The sequence below is a fragment of the Paenibacillus sp. oral taxon 786 str. D14 genome, assembly GCF_000159955.1.
Classification (GTDB): Bacteria; Bacillota; Bacilli; order Paenibacillales; family Paenibacillaceae; genus Fontibacillus; species Fontibacillus phoenicis.
The window spans coordinates 411,109-435,751 of record NZ_GG695971.1 but is presented as its reverse complement, the minus strand read 5'-3'; the positions used below and the strand labels follow the sequence as shown (position 1 = coordinate 435,751).

The 24,643-nt window shown below is 53.9% G+C and carries 19 protein-coding genes; 5 read left to right on the top strand and 14 right to left on the bottom strand.

Features of this window, described 5'->3' with window-relative positions; all coding sequences use genetic code 11:
- A partial coding sequence (gene fni / locus POTG_RS04980) for a type 2 isopentenyl-diphosphate Delta-isomerase (protein WP_036644196.1) occupies positions 1–686 on the bottom strand: 686 nt, incomplete at its 3' end.
- Between the two features lie 45 nt (positions 687–731).
- Complete coding sequence (cls, locus tag POTG_RS04975; protein WP_009223712.1) at positions 732–2,240, bottom strand: cardiolipin synthase; 1,509 nt, start codon at positions 2,238–2,240, stop codon at positions 732–734.
- Positions 2,241–2,430: 190 nt separating this feature from the next.
- Here cls and POTG_RS04970 point away from each other — a divergent pair, with 190 nt between their 5' ends.
- Positions 2,431–3,336 carry a TetR/AcrR family transcriptional regulator gene (locus POTG_RS04970; protein WP_009223711.1) on the top strand — a complete coding sequence of 302 codons (906 nt, stop codon included), beginning with the start codon at positions 2,431–2,433 and terminating at the stop codon, positions 3,334–3,336.
- A gap of 43 nt (positions 3,337–3,379) precedes the next feature.
- Complete coding sequence (locus tag POTG_RS04965; protein ID WP_009223710.1) at positions 3,380–6,631, top strand: efflux RND transporter permease subunit; 3,252 nt, start codon at positions 3,380–3,382, stop codon at positions 6,629–6,631.
- A gap of 343 nt (positions 6,632–6,974) precedes the next feature.
- On the opposite strand, the gene POTG_RS04960 is transcribed toward POTG_RS04965, so the two are convergent.
- Positions 6,975–7,670: a TorD/DmsD family molecular chaperone gene (locus POTG_RS04960; RefSeq protein ID WP_009223709.1), complete on the bottom strand. Its 696-nt coding sequence runs from the start codon at positions 7,668–7,670 to the stop codon at positions 6,975–6,977.
- 315 nt (positions 7,671–7,985) lie between these two features.
- Here POTG_RS04960 and moaA point away from each other — a divergent pair, with 315 nt between their 5' ends.
- The gene (gene moaA, locus POTG_RS04955) at positions 7,986–8,993 is read left to right on the top strand and encodes a GTP 3',8-cyclase MoaA (protein ID WP_009223708.1); all 1,008 of its coding nucleotides are present in this window, start codon (positions 7,986–7,988) and stop codon (positions 8,991–8,993) included.
- On the opposite strand, the gene mobA is transcribed toward moaA, so the two are convergent.
- A complete protein-coding gene (gene mobA, locus POTG_RS04950; protein ID WP_050769692.1) occupies positions 8,990–9,670 on the bottom strand; it encodes a molybdenum cofactor guanylyltransferase in 681 nt (226 codons plus the stop codon). The two genes, moaA and mobA, sit on opposite strands and share 4 nt — an antisense overlap.
- 133 nt (positions 9,671–9,803) lie before the next feature.
- Here mobA and POTG_RS04945 point away from each other — a divergent pair, with 133 nt between their 5' ends.
- Both POTG_RS04945 and POTG_RS04940 read left to right on the top strand, forming a co-directional pair.
- The gene (locus tag POTG_RS04945) at positions 9,804–11,027 is read left to right on the top strand and encodes an MFS transporter (protein WP_009223707.1); all 1,224 of its coding nucleotides are present in this window, start codon (positions 9,804–9,806) and stop codon (positions 11,025–11,027) included.
- A gap of 202 nt (positions 11,028–11,229) precedes the next feature.
- Positions 11,230–12,207: a LacI family DNA-binding transcriptional regulator gene (locus tag POTG_RS04940; RefSeq protein ID WP_009223706.1), complete on the top strand. Its 978-nt coding sequence runs from the start codon at positions 11,230–11,232 to the stop codon at positions 12,205–12,207.
- 72 nt (positions 12,208–12,279) lie between these two features.
- Here POTG_RS04940 and POTG_RS04935 read toward each other — a convergent pair whose 3' ends face one another.
- The 10 genes from POTG_RS04935 to POTG_RS04895 all read right to left on the bottom strand — a co-directional run bounded on the left by POTG_RS04935 (position 12,280) and on the right by POTG_RS04895 (position 24,494).
- Complete coding sequence (locus POTG_RS04935; protein ID WP_009223705.1) at positions 12,280–14,049, bottom strand: glutamine--tRNA ligase/YqeY domain fusion protein; 1,770 nt, start codon at positions 14,047–14,049, stop codon at positions 12,280–12,282.
- Between the two features lie 115 nt (positions 14,050–14,164).
- Positions 14,165–14,656, bottom strand: coding sequence for a GNAT family N-acetyltransferase (locus POTG_RS04930; RefSeq protein WP_009223704.1), 492 nt, complete (start codon positions 14,654–14,656; stop codon positions 14,165–14,167).
- A gap of 21 nt (positions 14,657–14,677) precedes the next feature.
- Positions 14,678–15,901 (bottom strand): MFS transporter, encoded by a 1,224-nt coding sequence (locus POTG_RS04925; protein WP_036644193.1) that lies wholly within the window; start codon positions 15,899–15,901, stop codon positions 14,678–14,680.
- 156 nt (positions 15,902–16,057) lie between these two features.
- Positions 16,058–18,127, bottom strand: coding sequence for a molybdopterin-containing oxidoreductase family protein (locus tag POTG_RS04920; RefSeq protein WP_009223702.1), 2,070 nt, complete (start codon positions 18,125–18,127; stop codon positions 16,058–16,060).
- A gap of 590 nt (positions 18,128–18,717) precedes the next feature.
- Positions 18,718–19,551, bottom strand: coding sequence for a formate/nitrite transporter family protein (locus POTG_RS04915; RefSeq protein WP_009223701.1), 834 nt, complete (start codon positions 19,549–19,551; stop codon positions 18,718–18,720).
- A 127-nt stretch (positions 19,552–19,678) separates the two neighbouring features.
- Positions 19,679–19,858 (bottom strand): hypothetical protein, encoded by a 180-nt coding sequence (locus POTG_RS25305; protein ID WP_442852582.1) that lies wholly within the window; start codon positions 19,856–19,858, stop codon positions 19,679–19,681.
- 21 nt (positions 19,859–19,879) lie between these two features.
- A complete protein-coding gene (locus POTG_RS04910) occupies positions 19,880–21,241 on the bottom strand; it encodes an FAD-dependent oxidoreductase (protein WP_009223700.1) in 1,362 nt (453 codons plus the stop codon).
- 435 nt (positions 21,242–21,676) lie between these two features.
- Positions 21,677–22,480, bottom strand: a complete 804-nt coding sequence (locus POTG_RS04905; protein ID WP_009223699.1) for a hypothetical protein — start codon at positions 22,478–22,480, stop codon at positions 21,677–21,679.
- A 14-nt stretch (positions 22,481–22,494) separates the two neighbouring features.
- A complete protein-coding gene (locus POTG_RS04900) occupies positions 22,495–23,358 on the bottom strand; it encodes an ABC transporter ATP-binding protein (RefSeq protein WP_009223698.1) in 864 nt (287 codons plus the stop codon).
- Between the two features lie 239 nt (positions 23,359–23,597).
- Positions 23,598–24,494, bottom strand: coding sequence for a M15 family metallopeptidase (locus POTG_RS04895; RefSeq protein ID WP_009223697.1), 897 nt, complete (start codon positions 24,492–24,494; stop codon positions 23,598–23,600).
- Positions 24,495–24,643 lie beyond the last annotated feature (149 nt).

Sequence of the window (24,643 nt, the reverse complement as noted above, 5' to 3'; positions counted from 1 at the left end):
AACTTCTCGACCTGGCTCCACGAGGTGCCGCCGGCGCCTGCGACGTCGATGAAGGCGACGCCTGCTTCGCGCAGCCGTTTTGCCGTAGCGCCGTCGATGCCCCAGCCGACCTCCTTTACGCCAACTGGAATCGGCAGCTCTCGGCACACCTCCTCGATCCGCCGCAGCAGTCCGCCGAAGTTCGTATCTCCCTCCGGCTGGAACACCTCCTGCAGGCTGTTCAGATGCAGCACCAGCATGTCCGCTCCGGCGATCTCCACCGCCCGCTTGCAATCCTCCGGCCCGTAGCCGTAATTGAGCTGCACCGCGCCTAAGTTGGCGATGATCGGGATGGTCGGCGCAAACCGACGCACGGCAAACGTATGCGCTAGCTCGTCCCGCTCAACGGCGGCCCGGACCGAGCCGACGCCCATGGCCCAACCGCGCCGCTCCGCCGCTTCGGCCAGGCGCGCATTGATCTCGCCAGCCAGCCGGCTGCCGCCGGTCATCGAGCTGATCAGGAGCGGCGTTCGCAACGATGCGCCGAGAAACGCCGTCTTTAGGCTGATCTCGGCGAAATCCAGCTCTGGCAAGGCGTTATGGCGAAAGCGGTATTTTTCAAAGCCGTTCAGGATGCCCTCCGCATTCACTTGCTCCTCCAGACAGAGCCGGATATGCTCGGTTTTGCGTTCCGATGTGGGTTCCATGCCGTACACTCTCCTTTTCCGCGAAATACACAGGGATTACCCCTGTTACAACAGCGGAGATAATAGCCGGGCCGCGGATTCCGCCAGACGTACCGGGATTTTCTTATTCATAAATTCGTCCTTGTCGATCAGCTTCGCCGACAGAAGATCGCGTTCGAAATTGTTGACAACCTTAGTTACGCTTTCGTTTTGCACCAGGAGTGCGTTCACCTCAAAATTCAAATGGAAGCTGCGCATATCCATGTTCGCTGTTCCGATCGTGGCTACTTCCCCGTCAACGATCAGCAGCTTGGAATGCAGAAAGCCTTTTTCGTATTCGAAGATTTTCACCCCAACCTCTAGCAGCGATGGGAAGTACGAATGGGATGCCAGGAACGGCAGCCATTTGTCCGGTCTGGCCGGGAACAGGATACGCACGTCGATCCCCGATAAGCCGGCCACGCGCAGCGCGGTCAGGATATCCTCATCCGGAATAAAGTACGGCGTCGCCAGCCATACCGACTTCTTCGCTGATGTGATCATCGCAAAGAAGATGTTCTTGAGCGTCCGGCTTTCGTTGTCAGGCCCGCTTGGCACGATCTGCACCGCGCCGCTGCAGCCCTGCTCCAGCTCAGGAGACAGGTAGGCAAGATCCATAATTTTCTCCCCGGTGACGTACTGCCAGTCTTGCAGGAAAATGATTTGCAACGACCGGACCGCCTCCCCTTTAACCAGCATGTGGGTATCTCGCCAGAAGCCGTACGTCTTGCTGCGGCTCAAATATTCGTCGCCGACGTTGAGACCGCCGATAAATCCAGTATTGCCGTCGATCACGACGATCTTGCGGTGGTTGCGATAATTCACCCGGCTCGACAAAGACAAAAAACGCATCGGCCCGTAAATCCCAACCTTCACTCCTGCAGCGCGCAGCTCCGCGATAAACGATTTGGGCAAGCCGATGCTGCCTACCGCGTCAAACATAAAACGGACCTCAACCCCGGCCCGTGCCTTTTCTATCAGCGTTTTCTGAATTTCCCGTCCGATGTCGTCGGCACGGTAGATATAGTATTCCATATGGATATGATGCTTGGCTTTCTTTAGCTCGCGCAGCAGGTTCGTAAACGTCTCTTCCCCGTTGGTCAACACGTACGTGCGGGTTGCCATTGAGAATGGCGTGCGAGCCAGCCGCTGGGACAGATGCAGCAAGCGCTGTTGACTGGGACTAAACTGCGACAAATCCCGAGGCAGCGGGTGAGCGCTGCGGTCGATCCGCTCATAGCTGAGGCGATCCTGCTCCGCTTTTTTATCGAATTTACGCCGCTTGAAGTAATTTTGGCCCAGCAGAAAATAAAGCACCAGCCCGACGACCGGCAGCAAAGCAAGCACGAGAATCCAGGCCACCGTGCTGGAAGGATTACGGTTCTCCATAAAAATGGCGAAGCCGATCGTAATGACGGTCAGCGTTTGGAAGATACTAACGAGCGTACCCCCAAATTTACCGAAGACGCCAAATCCAAAATAATAGAAAGCAAATAATATTGCGGCGATGATAATGATTTGAAGTCCCCGTCTCATGTTATACTCCCTCTTTACCTATTGATGCATGTGATTATATTCTACATGAACGCTCGAATTCTTCCTACTGGTGGGAGGAAAAATGTACATACGCTCATTTGTATCCGCCTGGGCTTTATACTATAATCGATAATGACCATGGAGTCAGAACGAGAACCCATGAGTCAGAGGAAGGGGGGTCAGTTTTTATTTGTCTCATCCATCCATCGACAAAAAGAAGCTGATTTTACGTGCGGCCATGCAGCTATTTTCGACCAAGGGCTCGTCCGCCACGTCGATGCAGGAGATCGCCGAAGCTTGCGGGATGTCCAAGGGCAGTCTCTACCTTCACTTTAAATCGAAAGAGGAACTGGAGCAGAGCTTGTTCGACTACTGCTACCAGATGCTGCTTGACCATCTGACGCAGGTGGAACTGCAGCAGGGATTGACGCCAAGAGAGAAACTGTGGCGCCAGATCATTGTCATGCTCGAACTGGTGCTTGAGCTGCGTGAATTCTTGATCATGCAGTTTCAGGACTGGCACAAAAACGGTACGCCCTACAAAGAACCTGCTTCGGTCAAGGCGCACAATTCCAAGCTGTTACGTCACGGGAAGAACAAGCTGGAGGCCATCTACGGGCCGATGATCGAGCCGTACACGGGCGATCTGTTAACGATCGCTTACGGCATGGTCGGCATGTACATCCGATTACTGTTCGAGCCCCATGTTTCCGCCTCGCCGGAACAGATGGCGAGCCACTTGATGGATCTGCTCGACTTGGCAGCCCAACATCAGTTAAGCAACCGTCCTGAGCCGTTGATTTCTGAAGAAGCGTTGCGGCTCATGACCGAAGGGGCTCCAGGCAGCCTGGATTTGCAGCAGCATCCGATCATCGCAGTCAAACGCCTCCGTGATCACCTTAGTGCCATCACCGATGCAGACAGACAGCAGGAAGCGCTGGAAACCCTGCAAATTCTGGAGCGTGAAATTTTGGAGCTTCGTCCGCGCCGCGCCATTATTAAGGGCATGCTGGCCAATTTGGCCGCCATCCCGGAGCTGGCTCAGCATTCTGCTGATTTAAAGCAGCTGCTGCAGGTTTATATCCAGCACACGTAAATGAGGAAGTACTCATAGGAAAGAGAGGAGCAGAAACCCGCATATGAAGAGTATCATCCAGTTTTCCCTGCGCAATAAGTTCGCGATTTGGCTTCTGACGGTCATCGTGACTGCCATGGGATTGTACAGCGGTCTAACGATGAAGCAGGAGACCATTCCAAACATTAACGTGCCTTACCTTAGCGTAACCGCGGTCTATCCAGGCGCTGCGCCGGAAGGCGTAGTCGAGGAGATCACCAAGCCGCTGGAAACGCGGCTGCATAATGTCGACGGTGTAAAGACAATTACCTCCACTTCGATGGAGAACGCTGCCTCGCTCATTATTGAATTTGATTACGACACCAACTTGGACAATGCCACCGCGGCGGTTCGCGAGGCATTAAACGATGTGCAGCTTCCGGATGATGCCCAGAAGCCGCAGATCACCCGGTTTAGTCTGAATTCCATGCCGGTCGTTTCCCTCAGCTTGTCGGATAAGGAATCCGGCAGTCTCGAAGATTTGACCCGGATTACGGAGAACGACATCAAACCTGTGCTCGAGGATTTGGACGGCGTCGCTTCCGTGCAAATCGCCGGCCAGTTCGTCCGTGAGGTCAGTTTGAAATTTGACGAAGCCAAGCTGAAGGAGCTCGGCCTGACGGAAGATACCGTAAAAGGAATCGTGCAAGGTTCCGCGCTCCGCGTGCCGCTGGGGTTGTTTAGCCTTGAGGAATCCGAGAAGGCCGTCGTTGTTGACGGGAACATCACAACCGTAGATGATTTGAAAAACTTAGCTATTCCGATCGTACCTAGCTCTGCTGGCGCCAATGCCGCAGGAGGTATGGCTGCGGCTAGTGGCGCTGGTACAGCGGCTGGCGCTGGTACAGCGGCTGGTACTGCTGCTGGCGCAGCTGGTGGTGCTGGTGGTGCGGATGCGGCTGGCGGTGCGGGTGCAGCAGCCGGCGCTAACGCTGGAGGAGCGATGGGAGCTGTTCCAACCGGCCTCCCGACCGTCAAACTTGGCGACATCGCTGACATCGAAACAGTTGGTAAAGCCGAATCGATCTCCCGGACCAATGGGGAGGAATCGATCGGCATTCAGATCGTCAAATCCAACGATGCCAACACCGTTGACGTTGTCAACGAGGTCAAGGAAGCCGCCAAAGAGCTGAGCAAGCAATACGACCATATCAACTTTACGGTCCTGCTGGACCAAGGTCAGCCGATCACCGACTCGGTGAACACGATGCTGTCCAAAGCGTTGTTTGGCGCCTTGTTCGCCGTGTTGATCATCCTGATCTTCCTGCGTAACATTCGTTCGACGATCATTTCCATTATCTCGATCCCGTTATCGCTGCTGATCGCCATTTTGGCTTTGAAGCAGATGGATATTACACTGAACATGATGACGCTGGGTGCCATGACCGTTGCCATCGGCCGCGTGGTCGACGACTCAATCGTCGTCATCGAGAACATTTACCGGCGCTTGTCCCTGACGGGCGAGAAGCTAAAGGGAAGCAAGCTGATTATCGAAGCAACACGGGAGATGTTCATCCCGATTATGTCCTCGACGATCGTCACGATCGCCGTGTTCCTGCCGCTCGCTTTCGTCAGCGGGATGGTCGGGGAATTGTTCCAGCCGTTTGCGCTCACGATGGTCTTCTCGCTGCTGGCGTCGCTGCTGGTCGCCATTACCCTCGTACCAGCGCTGGCGCATACGCTGTTCCGCAAAGGTCTTAACAAGAAGCATGACCACGATGAGAAGCCAAGAGGCATGGCCCGCGGCTATCGCCGCATCCTAGAATGGTCGCTGTCCCATAAGCTGATCACCTTCGGACTTGCGGTCGTCCTGCTGATCGGCAGCTTGTTCTTGTACCCGCTGGTCGGCGTCAGCTTCCTGCCGGAACAAGAGGATAAATATGTGATGGTTACCTACTCCCCTGAACCCGGAGCTCGACTGGAGGATGTGGAAAGGGATATGCTGCAAGTTGAGAAATATATCCTGGAGCAGCCGAACGTCGATCGAATGCAATATTCCGTTGGCGGCGACAATCCGCTGGGGATGGGTTCCTCGAACTCAGCTTTGTTCTATATCGCCTATGATCCAGATACCAAACAATTTAACGATGTCAAAGAAAAGCTGATCGAAGGCCTGCGGACCGAGCTTCCGAAGGGTGAATGGAACGATATGTCCGAGCTCATGACCGGCGGTCTGGGCGGCAGCACGCTAAGCGTTAATGTCTTTGGAGACGAGCTGGAGCAGATCAAGCCGGTATCGGATCAAATCCTCTCCCTGATTCAAGAGGATACGAAGAACTTTGAAAAAGGCGACACCAGCCTATCCAAAACCTATGAGCAATACACTTTGGTTGCGGATCAACAGAAGTTGAGCTCCCTTGGCTTGACGCCGGGCCAACTGGCAATGAAGCTGAGCCCGGTTCGGGAACGTCCGGTTCTGACCGAGGTCGCCATCGACGGCAAGAAATACAATGTATATATTGAAGCCGACAGCGAGACTTATCACAGCATTACCGATATCGAAAATGCAACGCTGACTTCGCCGCTGGGCATTCAAGTCCCGATCAAGGACGTGGCGAAGGTGGAAAAAGGCACCTCCCCGGATTCCATCATGCGGATCGACGGGAAGATGGTCGTTGAAGTCAGCGCAAAAATCACCTCTACCGACGTACAAAAGGCATCGACCAGCCTGCAGGAGAAAATCGACAAGCTGGATCTGCCGGACGGCGTTACCGTCAAATTCGGCGGCGTCACCGAACAAATCAACGATACGTTTGGCCAGCTCGGCCTCGCCATGTTGGCGGCCATCGCCATCGTCTATTTTGTTCTCGTCGTCACCTTTGGCGGAGGCTTGGCTCCATTTACGATTCTCTTCTCCCTGCCATTTATCGTAATCGGCGCCATGTTAGGCCTGCTGATCGGTGGAGAGACCTTAAACGTCTCGGCATTGATGGGCGTGCTCATGCTCATCGGGATCGTCGTGACCAACGCAATTGTCTTGATCGACCGCGTTATCCACAAGGAACGCGAAGGCTTGTCCACTCGCGAAGCCTTGCTTGAAGCGGGCGCTACCCGGCTTCGTCCGATCCTGATGACCGCCTTGGCGACGATCGGCGCACTGCTGCCGCTGGTCTTCGGCTGGGAACGCAGCGCAGGGATTATCTCGCGCGGCCTCGGCATCACCGTCATCGGCGGTTTGATCAGCTCGACGCTGCTCACGCTGGTCATCGTGCCAATCGTCTACGAATTCCTGATGAAGTTCCGTCGCCGCGATATGTCGGCCAAGGAACTCGATTAAAACAGCACAAAGACGACGTAGGGAAATATATCCTGCGTCGTCTTTTCCCATTTAGCGCGCCCCATCGAATAGCCGCATCCAATTCCGGCTGTAACGCTGATGACGAACGTTATTTGGGCAAATCTGACTAAGTTGAGATTCTAACGACGATGAGCAACGCTATTGCGGTCAAAACTACAGTTTTCGGCCACGAAATGAGAGAATAAGCGCTGTCCCAAGCGTTAGAATCTCAATACGGCGATTTTGGCCCAAATAAGACCTGTGGCAAGCGTTAGAATTCATATCCTGGCCAGGCAACAAAAAGGACCCCACCCCGCGATCTGCGGAGGCTGAGGTCCTTTTTCTATCCCATCACCGGATGCTGACTTTCCCGCCAGGCTCGAAGCTGCGACAAATCTTGAACCAGGAATTCATCCAGCAATTCAGCCAATCCGATAAAGAGCGGACTTTGCGTGGCTTGCATCAGCTCTTGGGCAAACGGCTGCGCCCACTTCAGCAAATGCTCCTCCAGGAAGTGGATCTGCACATCCGCCAGCGCCAGGCAGCTTTGCTGCAGATTGGCTTTCGCCAGCATGCCTTCCGCGAGCACGGCCATAAATTCCAGCTCCAGTGCGATATGGTCGTCGCGCTCCCCGTTTAATTTATTGAATACGATCGCATTATCCATATATAATTTGCGGACTTGGGCGATACAAGCCAAAGCGCCGCCACCTTCATGGCGACTGCGGAACAAGCTTTCACAGGACGGAATGATTGCCTCCCGCCCCGAAAACAAGCGCTCGTACTCCTTCGCTTCTTGATGGCAGACACTGCGAAACATTGCTTCGGGAATGCTCTCCAGATAGGCAATCAGTCTACGCCCCCCCTTGCTGGTCCCTGCCTTCGGGTACTGCGCTACCTTACGGCGCCACTGAGCAATCAAGGACATCCGCGGCGGGCGGCTCAGAAAATCCATTAATAGTTGATATACCATCCCGCGAGTTTCCAACCACTCAACCTGCTCCTGCGTATAGACCAAAGGTTTGAACAGCATTGCCATCCAAATTCATCTCCCTCAAAACGACATCGTAAATCAAACTTGCCATGCCATGATATGAAAAAAAAGATGACTCCCTTCATCATGCGGGAAATCATCTCGAAAGCATATACCGACACATGATTAAGGGGGATCACGTATCGCTCACTTGTATTATACCTCTAATTGTAAGCGCTTTAATGTGATCTTTATTACACTTTACTTCCATTGTATCGTTGTCCGACACAGAATATACTTGAACAGTGTGTGTCAACGCATTGACCCCTAGATGAATATATATTAAATTTGAAACACCTGAAGAGAAAAGGAGGCGTACACATGGAGCAGCTGCTTGACCCCTTTGGGCGAAAACATGATTACCTGCGCATCTCCGTCACTGACCGATGCAATTTGCGCTGCGTCTATTGCATGCCCGCCGAAGGAATGGTGTTTCAACCGCATGAGGAAATCATGAGCTACGAGGAAATTGCCGAGACAGTATCGGCGCTTACTCCGATGGGCCTCCGCAAAATTCGGCTTACCGGCGGCGAACCGCTGGTGCGCAAAGATTTAGAACAACTTGTTGCCATGCTCTCCAGCATTCCGGGCATTGAAGATATTGCACTAACGACGAACGGCATGTTTCTTGCGAAAAAAGCGGAGCTGCTGAAGCAAGCGGGATTAAAACGGGTGAACATCAGTCTGGATTCACTGCGTCAGGACCGCTTCGCGATGATTACCCGCGGCGGTGAGGTGGAGAAGGTGCTGGAAGGCATTCAGGCCGCCGTCGAGGTCGGTTTTGAGCCGATTAAGCTCAACGTGGTCCTGATGAAAGGAATCAATGAGGATGAAATCCGCGATTTTATCGCGTTAACGTTAGATCAGCCGCTGCATGTTCGCTTTATCGAATATATGCCGATTGGCAGTGCCAGCGACACCTGGCGTAAAACCTACCTGCCTCTGACGGCCGTGGAAGACGTCTGCCGGGAAGCGGGCTGGGAAGTGGAAGGCGTCGAAGGTCCGCGCGGTAACGGTCCTGCCGAAAGCCGCCGCGTTGCGGGTGCCGCCGGAACGTTTGGGCTAATTCATCCGGTCAGCGAGCATTTCTGCGACAGCTGCAACCGGCTGCGCTTGACCGCTGACGGACATATCAAGGCCTGCCTGTATTGGTCGGATGAGCTGCACGTGCGCCCCTATGCCGCAGCCGGCGACCATGAAGGCATCCGCTCCCTGTTCCTGAAGGCGCTGGGAGCCAAGCCGAAGAACCATGAAATGGCGCTGGCTTTGGAGCGTAAGCAACAAAGCCATACGCCAACCGCCCGCCGGATGTCCCAGATCGGCGGCTAAACCCCAGAGCGGCCCGACGCTAACCAAGTCCGGGCCTGCTCATAGTCCTCCGGCTTGTTCATATTAAACGTGCACCACTCCAAGGGGAGGCCCGAAGCGTTGGCGAGGGCCTCCCCTTCGATATATTCGGTGCACAGCGTCTCGGTCCAAGCCGTCATTTTGAGGCGGCCTGCCCGCAGCCGTGCTTCCAAGCCTGGAAGCACGCTGCGCCGATAGGCCGCCAGCAGCGGATGGGCCCGCCCCTCCGTGCGGGCCAGGATCGCCTCGGCCGCTGCGAAGCCGCCCGGGGCGTCTGCTGCCATGCCGCTTGCCCGGTCAACCCGAGCCGCCGTTTCCTCCGCCGCCTCCGCCCGCTCCAGCAAAGCGCGGAACAGGCCGCGATTCGCGAACGGCGTATCGCAAGCGACCGCGAGGTTCCAGCGGGTCGTCGAGCTCTCCAACCCGGCATGCAACCCAGCCAGCGGCCCGGCCCCCGGATAACGGTCGGTCACGACTTCTTTGCCGAACCGTTCATAAACCGCCTTCGTCCCCCCTGCGATCACGATTCTTGAAGCCACTGTCTCCAGCTCTCGAATCAACCGTTCCAACACCGTTAAGCCGCCAAGCTCAAGCAGCGCCTTATCGCTGCCCATCCGGCTGGATCTTCCACCGGCTAAAATGATGGCGGTTGTGTTCATCAGTTTTCCCCCAATGCATAAATTATGGTAAAACCAAAAAAACTTGGTTTGTATCCCCTTTCACCTGTGTGTTACATTGGGATCATAGTCACAAGCTTCCCGCCTGTGACCATATGGACCCGGATAGAAAGGAATGGCTCGTTTGCAGGAAAAAAGACGATATTCGTCCTTTTCGTTGTTGCCGTTAGGTCTGCTTAACTTTTTTATTTACGGAACCTTGGTCATTTTCACTGCCTTTTTTCAATTATATTTACAGGACATCGGGATGGACAAGCTGGAGATTGGCAGCCTGATGGCCATCGGTCCCTTCATTTCTTTGGTGGCCCACCCGTTCTGGAAATTCCTGGGCGACCAAAGGCAGAATCCACGTGCCATCCTGCTAGCCATGCTGCTGGGCTTACTTATCATGGGACATCTCGTGTTTACGGTCAACACCTTTTCGATGTTGTACGTGACGATGATTTTGCTATATTTTTTCCTAAGCCCGCTGCTCTCGCAAAGCAATACCTTGACTCTCGGCTATATCGCAGAAACGCCGAAGCAATTCAGAACGTACCGCATTTGGGGCTCGCTCGGGTGGACGTTCATCGCGCTGGCCGCCGGACCCATCATCGATGCCGTCGGCCACGAGGGAAGCTCGCTGCTGTTTAGCGTAACGTTGATGCTGGCGATCGGTGCTACCCTGTTGCTGCCCACCATTCGCCAATCGTCTCAAACCCCTTGGCTGAAGGGAGGGGAGCTGCGTCTGGCGCTAAAGAACAAGTACCTGCTGGTGTTCGTCCTCTTTAGCATGCTGGTAGCAATCCCTAATGCAATCAACACCATCTTTATGCCGCTGTTTATGATCGATCTCGGCGGAACGCGGTTGGCGGTCGGCGGTGCCGTGTTCTTATCGACCGTTTTTGAATTTCTCGCATTGATCCTGCTGGACCGCTTGATAAAGCGAAAATTATCCTATTTGCTCGCTTGCATCACCGTCGTCAGCCTGTTGTTTGCGATTCGCTGGGATTTGATGTCTGAAGCGACACTCCCGGTGCACATCTTGCTCATTCAACTGCTGCACTCCGTAACGTTTGGCGGATTCTTCTACGTCGGCACCAAGCTGATCGCTCTGCTGTTGCCGCGGCCGCTGAGATCAGCGGGACAAGCGGTCTATACCTTTGCTGCCAGCGGCCTTGCCTGCGTGATTGCGGGCTTCTGGGGCGGCTGGATATTTCAAAATTTCGGTCCGGTGGTGATGTACCGGTCCGGCGTCGCGTTAACACTAATCGGTGCGCTTGGGTTCGCCGCGATGTGGTATCAAATCCGCCATCACGGCTATTCGCCGGCAATGGACGATCTACATGATGAACCATAACAACCGGCCAGCTATATGCGCTGCCTGCCGATCTTACGAAATACGAAAGAAAACAATGCCGGATACCGTAACGCCCTCGCTCCCAAACGAGGTGACGCCGGTTGAGGGCATTGTTTTCTTTATTGCATCTCCATTGTAAAATATGAAATGCATTCCATAGCAACATCCTTTTTGATTTCATACAGGGAAGGAGCGGTTTGCCATGCCGAACATCAAACAGATCGCAGAAGCCGCCGGCGTCTCGGTCACAACCGTGTCCCGGGTACTGAACGGCCACCCCTACGTCAGTTCAGCCAAGCGGGAGGCGGTTGAAGAAGCCATTCGCCGGCTCAACTATTCGCGGAACATGAACGCCGTCCATTTGATTAAAGGTATGACGCAAACCATCGGCGTGATCCTGCCGAACATCAACCATTACTATTTTGCCAGGATCATGGAAGGCGTCGCCAAACAGGCGTTGAAAAACAACTACCAGCTGATGCTGTGCCAGACCGGCTACCGCCCGAACGAGGAACGCAAGGTGCTGGAGATGCTTCGCAACAAGCAGATGGACGGGTTGATCATCTGTTCACGAGCCCTGTCCCTCCGCGATATCGAAGTCTTTGCCGACTACGGTCCGATCGCGTTATGCGAGCGGGTGAGCGGCCGCAACCTCTCCTCGGTGTATATCGATCACTATGCCAGCTTTCAAACCGCGATCCGTTATCTCTGGGAAAAAGGGAAACGCCGCATCGCGTTTACAATCTACCGCCGTAACAGCCCCAGCAGCCGCAGCCGTCTGAAGGCTTACACTGATACCCTGGCGGCCTTGGGCGGGCAAGCCCGGGAGGATTGGGTGCTGGACGGCTACCTCGATTGGGAGGATGGCGCGGCGCTGGTGGACCGGCTGCTCGCGATGAACGAGCGCCCGGACGCCTTGCTCATCACAGGTGACCAAGTCGCCGCGGGGTTTATCCTCTCCGCACGCCTTCGCGGGATCGAGGTGCCGGGCGATTTCGCCGTCATCGGCTTCGATAACCAGCCGATCTCCAGCTTGCTTGGGATTACGACGATTGATAACCGGTTGTCGGAGATCGGAGAACGGGCGTTTTCCATCGTCCACGCGCAAATTTCTGGCGGCGAAGGCCAACCCGTCTCGGAGGAGCTTAGCTTTCAGTTTATCGAGCGAAGCTCGGTGTGAAACAGAAAAAAGGAGCCAGCAGAGATCTGCAAGGCTCCTTTTTGTACGCAGGGTTCTGCCGCCGTTAATGGCTTAGGCCTTCGGCAATTGGAACGAGCTTTTCAGCGACACGATACGGTTAAACACCGGTTGACCCGGCTTCGAATATTTCGTATCCACGTTAAAATACCCGTGCCGGAAGAATTGGAATTTATCCTGCGGCTTGGCATCCTTCATGTTAGGCTCTATGAATCCGTGAGCAATCGTCAGCGAGTTCGGGTTGATGAGATCGAGGAACGATTTCTCCTCGGCAGCTTCAGCGGCCGGTTCCGCAGCATCGCGCAGCTCCTCATCAACCAGGCCCTCCACCGTTTCCTCCAACGCCACGTCTGCCGTCTTCTCCGCTTCCTCTTCCAGGATCAGCGGTTCGTACAACCGGAATTCGGCAGGTACCGCTTGAGTAGCCTCCACCCAGTGGATGGTGCCTTTCACTTTACGGCCGGTGAAGCCGGTGCCGCTCTTCGTTTCCGGATCATACGTGCAGTGGATCTCCACCACATTGCCGTCCGCATCCTTGATCACATCGTTGCATTTCACGAAGTAAGCATTTTTCAGACGGACTTCGTTGCCCGGGAACAAACGGAAATATTTGCTCGGCGGATTCTCCATGAAGTCGTCCCGTTCGATGTATATCTCCCGCGAGAACGGAATTTTACGGCTGCCCATGTCCGGATTTTCAGGATTGTTCTCCGCATCCAGCCATTCGATTTGTCCTTCTGGATAGTTGGTGATCACAACCTTCAGCGGGTCCAGCACCGCCATCGTCCGCGGAGCTTTCAATTTCAAATCCTCGCGGATAAAATGCTCCAGCATTTTCGGATCCACGTTCCCGAAATTTTTGGAAATCCCGGTTTCGTAGACGAACGCTTTGATCGCTTCCGGTGTATAGCCGCGGCGGCGCAGACCGGAAATCGTCGGCATCCGCGGATCGTCCCAACCGTCAACGATGCCTTCATCCACCAGCTTTTTCAGCTTCCGCTTGCTGGTCACCGTTTGCGTCAAATTCAACCGGCCAAATTCGTATTGACGAGACACGTGCGGCATTTCCGTTTCGGCGATCGTCCAATCATAGAACGGGCGTTGATCCTCAAACTCGGTCGAGCATAAGGAATGGGTTATGCCCTCGATCGCATCCTCCAACGGATGAGCAAACGTGTACATCGGATAAATACACCATTTGTCGCCGGTGTTATGATGGGTTGCATGCACGATCCGGTAAATGACAGGGTCACGCAGGTTGATGTTCGGCGACGCCATATCGATTTTCGCACGCAGCACCTTTTCCCCATCCTTAAACTCACCGTTCCGCATCCGTTCGAACAGGTCAAGGTTTTCCTCAACCGATCGGTCGCGATATGGGCTGTTTTTCCCCGGCTCGGTGAGCGTTCCGCGCATCTCGCGAATTTGGTCCGCACTGAGATCATCAACGTAAGCTTTGCCTTTCTTGATCAGCAGCACGGCACGATTATACATCTCTTCAAAATAATCCGACGCAAAATGCAGCTCTTCCCACTCGAAGCCCAGCCATTTCACGTCTTCCTTAATCGAGTTGACGTACTCTACATCTTCTTTAACCGGGTTGGTGTCGTCAAACCGCAGGTGTGTCCGTCCGCCGAACTCGTCCGCCAAAGCGAAGTTGATCCAGATCGCTTTGGCGTGTCCGATATGTAGGTAACCGTTTGGTTCCGGCGGGAACCGCGTAACTACGGTTTTCACCTTGCCGGATTTCAAATCTTCCGAAATGATGTTTTTAATAAAATTGGGAGGGGTGAAGTTGTTTTCCACGGGTATCAACCTTTCCATTCGAGTTCTTCCCCGAATTTTCTTCTTCTAAATATACCGATATCTTCCGAATAGTTCAATGCCTTAAGTACTAACGGACGCTTCACGCGCCGCGCTTGAATCGGGACTTCATCGGCTAAACCTTTCTCCACATTAATATATCGTCAACATACGTTCCGTTAATCAAAAATTCTTCAACAAGCCGGCCCTGTTCCACAAACCCGCAGCTTTTGTAAAAAGCGATGGCCCCTGGATTGCTGGCGAGCACGCGCAGCGACAACTTACGCACGCCCCGCTCGGCCGCCAACTTCACTAAGGCATCCATCAGCACCCGCCCTATGCCCTGCCGTTGGTACTTCGGGTGAATCGCGATGTTGATCTCAAGCACATGTTGGTTGCTGGGCAGCGGGGTCGGCGGCTTAAAACCGATATAGCCGCAGATCTCCTCGCCAATCCCAGCCACGATCTGGCTTCCCGGCGGGCAGCTCTGCAAATACTGCTCCCTCGACTCCCATTCCATTTTTTCCGCTGGCGTGTTGTTATAATCCCAGGTGATCTTGTCAATTTCTATTAAAGCGGCCGCATCACGCATTTCCGATAAACGCGTCCAGATTTCACGGTGATTCATGAACTTCATCCTTTCTACTACTCACTCAGCCAAACCCGACAGCTGCGGGCCACTCTCCCGGTTCACAGCGGCATGCACCAAGAAGGATACCACCGATAGCGCCGCAATGCCCACTGCCAGCCAAGCGACCGGCGTAAGTCCGTTCCAGTCAAACAGCATGCCCATCGCATAAGGTCCCGCAACGCGGCCAGCCGCTCCCATCCCGCCAACCAAACCGAGGTAAAACGGCGCCGCCTTCCCTGTCCGGTCAGAGATAAACGACGGAATCGCCGGAGAGATCAGCATTTCGCCGAAGGTGGTGAGCACCATGGCCCCGACCATACTCGGGTACGTATGGAAGCTCAAGATTGTAGCGTAACCCAACATGTAGAAGATGGCACTTGCCGTCATTTGGGCCTGCGGGGAGCCGGCAAAGGTCCGCTTTATCCATAAAGTAAAAGGTTGTCCCACAAAAATCAATAACCCGTTCAGCGTCCAGAGAATACTATAATTCCACTCCGGCATGCCTTGGGAGATGATATACGGCGATACGCCGTTGTTCCAAATACAGTTCCCGAGCCAGAGAAAAAACGATCCCACGCCCATAAACAGGTAAACGGGATACCAGCGAAGCAGCGTCCAGACGCTTTGGCCTTCCACCGTTTTTTTGCGCTTCTGTACTTGCAGCTCGCCTTGCGTTTTTTGAACTTTGTTCAAATAAAACCAAAAAAATAAGGCAAACCCCGCCGAAGTGAGTCCATTCAAAATAAAACTGAGATCATACGAGATCTGCGCCAAAAACCCGCTGATCGCCGTCCCCAACGCCACACCAATATTGTTCGCTACATAAATGACATTAAACAGCTCCCCGCGTTGCTCGGCAAACCGAAAACCGATAAACGCTTGAATGGCCGGCATCGTCGTGGCATTAAAGAAACCAACCAGCAGCATCAGCAGCATAAACAGATGCCAGTTCCCGCTTCCGTAGGGCAGCAGAATCAGGAAGAGGGAGGTCAAAGCAAGACCGCCCACGATCAGGCGCTTGACGCCTAGGCGATGGTACAGCGCTCCGCCCAGCAGCTGACCGGCAATCCCTCCGACAGACATGACGAGAATGACCAGGCCGGCATCCGTCACAGTCCGCCCCAGTACCTTAAACACAAACATCGTGACCAAAGGCCACATCAATGAACCCCCCGCCGAACTGATCAAGCTTGCGATCAAAAATACCTTGACTTCCCGCGGATAAGCCTGCAGCCATCTCATCGTGATTCCCCCTTCGCTGCAACAATTGTGTATATACAAAAAAAGGAGGGCCACCAGGGCCCCCACTCTTGATTCAGATGGTTCGGCAAATCTTGCTTGTATTACGCCCAGATTATATTAGTATCGCCTAAAAGCGTGACTCAAGCAAGTACATTTCTAGCGGCGCTTGACATCCACCACGGTGGAGAAGAACACTGCTCCTCCGCCCATATCGGCTATCCGGTCCGGAGTTAAGGCGTTGGCGCGCGTGCGCTTCCCGTCCTCCTGCTGCCACCACAGCCCTTGGCTGACGACTGTGCCTGGCAGCATCTTGTCGGTGACGGACGCCGTAACGTCATAACTGCCGCGATCATTCCACACCGTAACTTCGTCTCCATCGGCAATCCCGCGTGCAGCGGCATCCTCCGGATGAATTTGCAGCACCGGGCCTTTCTCCAGCGCCTTCAGCTTCTCGACATTCCCAAACGTCGAGTTGAGGAAGTTATGGTTTGGCGGAGAGATGAACATCAGTGGATACGGCGTGTCCTTGCCGGGACGGCGCTCTCCATCATAGCCTTCCACCAACGGCACATACGTTGGCAACGGCGGCAAGCCTGCCCGCTCCATTGTGGCGGAGTACAGCTCGATCTTCCGCGACGGAGTCGGCAAATGGTCGAGCCAGGTTCGCTGCGGTTCCATGTTCAGCTTCACGAACCGTTGCTCCTTCAGCTTCTCCAGCGTCACGCCTTCCAGATACGGGTTATGCTTGAAATCCAAAGCCTGCCGGATCATATCCTCTTCCGTATCGCGGAACGCATCGTCGTCAAACCCCATCGCAGCCGCCAGCAGCTTAAACGTTTCGACGTTGCTTTTGCTTTCGCCCTGAGGAGCAATCACCGGCTCTTGAAGCTGAATGTAATGATGCCAATACGAACCGTACAAGTCTGTATTCTCAAAAGAAGACGTCGCCGGCAGCACAATATCGGCATATTTTGTCGTATCTGTCAAAAAGAGATCATGCACCACGGTGAACAGGTCTTCTCGGAGAAGACCTTGCTCCACCTTCCCTGTATCCGGGGCAACAACCGCCGGATTGGAGCAATAAACGTACAAAGCGCGGATCGGCGGATCCAGGGTCAACAAGACGTCGCCCAGCTGGTTCATGCTGACCGTACGCGCACCCGGGTTGGGCCGCAGATCAGGACGCTCAAGCGCCGTCGCGTTCATTTTGCCGTAAGCGCCGTTGGACTTGAAGGCGCCGCCGCCCGGCACTAGCCATTGGCCGGTTAACGCCGGCAGGCAGCTGATCGTGCGGACCGTCATCCCGCCATTGTCGTGATGCTGCAGGCCGTTGCCAATATGAATGTAGGCGGGCGAAGTTTCGCCGTACAGAACGGCCAGCTTAATGATCGACTCGGCCGGTACGCCGGTGATCGCCGCCACACGCTCCGGCGTGTACTGCTTCACGTGCTCACGCAGCTCGGCATGGCCAACCGTATAGCGTTCCAAGAACGCTTCGTTCACCAGGCCACGTTCGAACAGCACGTGCATCATCCCAAGCGCCAACGCTGCGTCCGTGCCCGGATAAAGCGGGATAAACCAGTCGGCCCGCTGTCCTGTCCGGTTGCGGTGCACGTCGATGACGACGAGCTGTGCTCCCTGTTTGCGGGCTTTTTCGATCAGGGCAATCTGGTGCATGTTGGTGCTAACGAGGTTGCCGCCCCACACGATGATCAGCTTGGCCTTGACCGTCTCTTCCGGGCTCGTCCCGCCGCCGAATCCCATCGTATATCTCCATCCCGCAGTGCCCGCGGAATTGCATATGCCTTGTTGCAGCTGCGTCGCGCCCAAACGGTTGAAGAACCGCCGGTCCATCCCATCGACGCTCAAGATCCCCATATTGCCGTAAAAACTGTACGGCAGGATCGACTCCGACCCATACTCCCGGATCAATCCCTTATAACGATCCGCGATCTCTTGGATCGCTTCATCCCAGGTGATGCGTTCAAACTTCCCTTCCCCCTTGCGTCCAACGCGTTTCAGGGGATACAGCACCCGTTCGGGATGGTAGACCCGCTCCGCCATATTGCGGACCTTGTTGCAGATCGCGCCTTGCGTAATCGGGTGATCGGGGTTGCCGGTCACCTTGACGATTTTTCCATTCTCTTTATGAAGCAGCAAGCTGCACGTATCGGGACAATCCAGCGGACAAACCGCAGGAAACACCCCGTTAGGTTCATGGATCATGTTCCACCCCTCCTGTCTGTAGCCTATTGTAAGAATAAACGTCCCCGGCGTAAACCCCAAGGCGGGAATTTCCTTATGGCGGGATGGTGGGATGCGAAATGGCGAGGTGGTAGGACGGTCAAGATGACGGATGGCCGGATGGCAGGTTGGCAGGGCCGGGGGCCGATGCCGGAGTGTGGGGGTGTTCCGCACACCTCTTTACACGATTATCCCCTTCGTTCAGGTGTATAACTTTGATTAATAATCCATCTTTACAAGTATCCCTTTCGTTCAGATATCCGTATTTGATTAGATATCCATCTTAGGTCGGTATCCATTTTGATCAGGTATCCGCTTTCTTCAGGTATCTTTTCGGGAGGTAGAGATTCGAAGGAAGGGCGGTTGATGAGAGTTAATGAGGTTAATAAAGATATGAAGGATGATGAGGGTAACTTTCTAGCCCATAGCTGATCGGCTGGTTTGCTGGTTAGCTGGTTTGCTGCTAGTCGAGGCTCACTTTTATCCTTACAAATTCTTTCTGATTCATCGGGATAATGGTGTAAAAAGCGCTCCGGCAGACAGCAAACCCAGCCCAGCCCAACCAAACCGGTTTATCCGTGTTCTCTCGCCGCTACAGATGACGTAGCCAACTCAGTAACCTGTGCGTCTTTGGACCCTTTATCCTTCAGAAAAGCAGTCCAATACGCCGAAGCCACGAAGATGGCCCCGCCGGTCAAATTCCCCAGCCATACCGGCACAAAGTTACCCAAGTATTCGCCCCAGGAGTAATACCCTTCAAAGATCGCTGCGGGAATCAGGAACATATTCGCAACAACGTGCTGGAAGCCGATCGCGACAAAGGCCATCGTTGGGAACCAGATGCCCAAGATTTTACCGCTCATATTGTCTGCACCATAAGACAGCCAAACCGCCAAAGCAACCAGCCAGTTGCAGCCGATCCCGGACACAAACGCTTGCAGGAAGCTGTCGTCCAGCTTATGACCGGCCATATCGACCAGCTTCTCAAGATAAGGTCCGCTGGCTGTTAAGCCAACCACATGCCCGAAAAAATAAGCAACGAACAAAGCGCCAACGAAATTGCTCAAAGTGATGAGGACGAGATTTTTGCACACGTCACCAGTGGAAATCCGCCCCGCCATCCGTGCTAACGGCACAGCCATCATATTGCCGGTCAACAGCTCACCGCCCGCCAGCAGCACGAGGATCAGCCCGATCGGGAAAACCGCAGCCCCAATGAAATTGGCGATACTGCCCCATTCCGCCGGAGCGCTGCTGATCACGCGAATATCAAGAAGGAAGCCAAGCGCGATAAACGCCCCGCCCAAAAAACCAAGAATCAATACGGTAAGCAGCGGATAATGTGCTTTTTTGACGCCATATTCCACGGATACTTCGGCAATTTGCGCAGGTTTTGAATAAGCCATGATCCTGTCTCCTTTATATGTCACTTCTAAACGACACTTCACAGGTCATTCGTCGTTATTAAGACGTGTTTATTGTAGCGTGCGAGTCTACCTCGAAAAAATAACATAGATCACGTTAACCGTGCATTTACTTGGATGGTGCGGCGATCCCGTCCAATATTAACTGCCATACGGCATCGAAATCTGCATCAATCCGTTCATTCGTCCATTGGCGGAAGTGCGCAGGATGATGAAAGTGCAGGAACGCCAGAAAGATGGCTCTTGCGGCTTCCTTCGGCTCCAGCGCTTTGAATTCTCCCGCACGAATGAACTCGCTGATATTTTTTTCTTAGGCGTGAACAGTTTCCCGCTTCGGAACTTCCGGCAGCACCTCTAAGCCTGCGCTGTTCAAGAAATTCCACGGCTTGTTGTAATGAGGTTGGAAGAAGAAATCAACGAAAGCGAGCTCTTCCATTTTCATTCCGTTTTGGATGCATACCGAAATCGTGTTGATCGACTGAGTCAGATCCACCTTCGACATGATTTGTGCACCCAGGATCCGGCGAGTATTTTTCTCATAGACCACCTTCAGCATGACCGGCTCATGGGTTGGCATAAATTCCGGTCGGTAGTTGTCGGTGATGAGTACCGCCTCTGCATCCAAACCGGCGTCCTTGGCCGCTGCTAAAGTTAAACCGGTCCCGGCGATGTTATCCTCGTAAATTTTAATCCCCGAAGTGCCTTGGGTACCCATATACTTCACGGTTGGCGCAACCAAATTTCGCGCTACCAACGTCCCCATGCGAACGGCGTTGGTTGCCAGCGGGATATAGGCATGCTTGCCTGTCGGGTTATAGAAGACGGCGCAGCTGTCGCCTGCCGCATACACATCCGGCTTCGAGGTGCGCATATATTCGTCCACAATGATCGCGCCGTTGTCCAGCATGTCGACCTGACCTTTTAACAGCTCCGTGTTAGGACGGAACCCGATGCACATGATCACCAGGTCTGCAGCGTATGTGCCTTTATCGGTGATGACTTTCGTTACTTTGCCGTTCTCGCCTTCAAAGCGCGTGACCTTTTGGCCTAAAGCCAGCTCGATGCCGTGTTCGCGGAGCGATTGTTCGATCTTGTCCGTGTACTCCGGATCGAGGTATTTGCTCAAAATACGGTCCTCCGCATCGATCAACGTAACTTGCTTCCCATTAAGCTGGAACGCTTCAACCAGCTCCACGCCGATGTAGCCTGCGCCGACAACAACGATATGTTTGGCTTGCTGCGCTTTTTCGATGATGGTGTTGGAGTGGTTATAGTTCTTCGAAAGCAAAATATTCTCCAGATCACTGCCCTCAAATTTCGGTACGATCGGCCACGACCCCGTCGTGACAATCAGCTTGTCGAAGCGATCTTCAAACACTTCGCCCGTCTCCAGGTTCCGGGCTTGAAGGACTTTCGCATCCGTATCTACCGATACGACTTCGTGCCGCATCTTTGTATTTACACCCAGCTCAGCCAATTGCTGCGGCGAGGAATAGAACAGCCCCTGAGGATCCTTAACCATCCCTCCGACATAAAGAGCGATGCCGCACGACAAGAACGAGATATTGTCGTTCCGTTCATATACGGTAATTTCCGCATCCGGGTAAAGTTTGGCCGTATTAACGATCGCCGCCGTGCCTGCATGGGTACATCCGATAACTGCTACTTTCATGATTTCTTCCTCCTCCATAATCAATACCTGTTTGATTGTGTATAGCTAATTTCTCAACTTGTGAAAATCGTCACTTATAAAACTCGAGTTGTTGTGAAATATTTCACTTCATGGTTCTTATTATAGTGTGACTTTTTTCACATTGCAAGAGGGAAAAGAAAGTAAAATTTCTCAATTTAAAATATCCGAAAGGCCCCTATGGCTTCTTCTCGCGCGCCTCTTTGCACGACTATCCCTTTGGTTCAGAATTGGGGAACCCTTATCAGACTTCCCTTCGATTTGGGATATTAAGCTGGAAGGTTGAGGGATCGGAAAAAAGAAAAGCACTTAGACAACTCCTGAAGCCTCTTCAGGATCGCCAAGTGCTCGTTATTCATATTGCGTATGTAGAAACCAACAACCGCGCGCATCCTTACCCCTGCGATAGCCGTCTCTTTATTGCGCTTGAGCCGCAGCAAGCTGCTGACGGATCTCGGCGTATTTGGCCTCCCGCTCCGGCTTGGTGAGCTTGGGACATCCGTAACAGTAGCCATGGCCGGTGTCCGTCCGATAGGCTAAGCAACAAGTTGGTTTCATCGGCGATTTCTCGCCTGGCCGATAAGGATCATCCAGCAACACTTCCTTGATCCGATACGGATTGCGCTTTAGGCCAAATACCTCGGCTGGCAGCTCCTTCACGAACTCGTACTCCTCCAGAAGCCGAGAACGCAAGGTTTCCTCCTCCAGACGGCCGGCGATGGCATGGACGTAATATTGCACGCCTAACGGCAGCTGCCCCCACAGCTGCGCAACCGGCAGCTTCGAGACTGCAGCAATATTTTCCATGACTGGTCGCAGCACTTCGCCATAAAAACGGGTCAGCTCGCGGGTCTGCCAGGACAGACGGTCACCGGTCGGCCAAGGCTGTTCAGCCTTATCGTTCAGCACAAAATAAACCCAAGGGAATCCGTTGACCATCACGAGTTGCAGGGTGAGATTTTCGAGCGAAAAATGCAGCTTGCCCGAGGCCACCGACCCCATGTAGTGCAGCGCTGCACACACCACCCGCCAGCTCGTAGCGAAATAGGTTGCGGATACTTGAAGATCAAGCCCCTTAATTTTCTCCTGGTAGATTTCCAAAAAAGCCACCAGCTGCCCGCGATCCAACAGCATCTCAGCGGGCATCGTGAAAAAGGCATCCGTCCGCTGCTCTGTTACAATCGCCAATTGCTGCTCCAGCAGCTGATAATTGATGTTCATCTTTGGTTCCCCCACTACAGGAACGAGACGACTTTGGGCGAAACCTCTTCCGGTCCATCATTTTTGCCCTTGCGTACTTTGCCTTCGGCTGCAGCCCGGTACAGCTCATAAGGGAGGCACAGCGGTACGCCACTCCGCGGATCGGTCACGATATCCGCCTCGATGCCAAACACGTCGCGCAGCACTTTGGAGGTCACAACCTCTTCCGGTGTACCGGAAGCGACGGCCTGGCCTTGCTTGATCGCAATCATGTAATGCGCGTAACGAGCGGCATGATTCAAATCATGGACAACCATTACAATCGTCCGGTTGGATGTGGCATTCAGCTCTTCAAGCAGTTGAAGCACTTCCAACTGATGGGCCATATCCAGGAACGTCGTAGGTTCGTCGAGGAACAGGATATCCGTCTCCTGCGCCAGCGCCATGGCGATCCAGGCCCGCTGCCGTTGACCGCCGGACAGATGCTCTAAGGCCCGGTCACTGAACTCGGTCATGCGGGTGGCTTCGATCGCCCACTCCACAATTTTCCGGTCCTCGGCCTTCAAACCTCCAAACCCCTTCTGATGCGGAAAACGCCCGTACGATACAAGCTCATAGACCGTTAATCCTTCCGGGGCGGTTGGGTTTTGCGGAAGAATCGCCAGCTGCTTGGCTACTTCCCGCGTCGACTGCTTATGGATCGATTTGCCGTTCAGCAGCACGCTGCCGGACTTCGGCTGAAGGATCCGAGCCATCGTTTTCAGGACCGTTGATTTACCGGAACCGTTCGCGCCAACCAACGCCGTGATTTTCCCCTCGGGAATCGAAATGTTTAAGTCTTCGACAATCAGACGATCCTCATAGGCAATGTCTAGATGCGAAGTTTTTAAGGAAACCATGGCACTCATCCTTTCCGTGTCCAACTGAATAAACCCACCAATGTATCATTGTAAAAAGAGTCTATATCACGACTTCATCTTAGATTCATAAAAACTTCATCTTCTTAAAGATACTGATAATCATTATCAGGTGTCAACTGTTAATTTTATTAGGTTCCTTCGCTGGATGGAAAATCTAAAAAAGACGCCCGCAGGCGTCTTTCCTGGATGAGCTCATGATCTCGAAAAATCCCATGAAATCACTGGCCCGAAACCGGGACGGCATCATAGTATTCTTCCAACGTAATGCCGCGTTTGCCGATGTCGGCCGCGATTTCTTTCCCTACATAACGCAGGTGCCATGGCTCATATTTGTAGCCGGTAATGTCTTCCTTCCCTTTCGGATAACGAATGATAAAGCCGTATTCGGTGGCATGATCCGCCAGCCAGGCCGCTTCCTTCGTGTCACCGAAGCAGCTTTCCGCTGCGCATTTGCCATCGCTGCCTGATACGTCGATCGCCAGACCCGTCTCATGCTCGCTGTGGCCCGGAACCGCGCTGTACGTCTTCGCGACTTCCTCGCCGTCCTTCTCCACGTAACGGTTAAACAGCGCCGTTTGGGTCTTATGTGAACGGTACGCCGACACGCCGGCCAGATAGATACCGTCTTTCTCGGCTCCAGCGAACAGCTCCTCGAGCGCCTTTGCCGCCTCTTTGCGCATCATGCGTTTTTCGATTTTTTCTTTGAATGTAAACCGGACGTCGGGATAGACCAGATCCTTCGGCTCGTAATCCTCCGGTAAAGCAAATTGCTTGTTGATCAGCACCGCCACGCTGTACGGATCCCCCATCGCTGCGCGGTCCCCTCCGCTGCTGTCGCTGGAACCGTCAGGGGCCTGTGCCGAATCGCTGGAATCCCCGTTCCCGGTAATGCCGCCGTTTGCTGCGTTATTGCCTTCCGTAGCTTGGTCGTCCATGGTGTCGGTGTCGTTGGCGGCATTGTCCCCCGCACCGTTATTTGCGCCGGCGGCCGTGTTCGTGCTGTTCTGTGCCGGTGTCTGCGGAGCGTCGGCCGCTTGTTTGCCGCAGCCTGCGATTAATACCGCTGTTAACAACAGCGCCATCGCCGCAGTCACCACGCCTTTCTTGCTGTTCATCCTGGTTCCTCCCTGTGGCGGTGCCTGGATTGACGTTTCTCAGGCACCTGTTGTGTATTCTACTATCCTTTTAACGTTAACGGATGGAGTGCGTAAGAAGTTACATGGAAATTCGAGGGCGCCGGCTACCGCCCCCGGCGCCCTCGCCC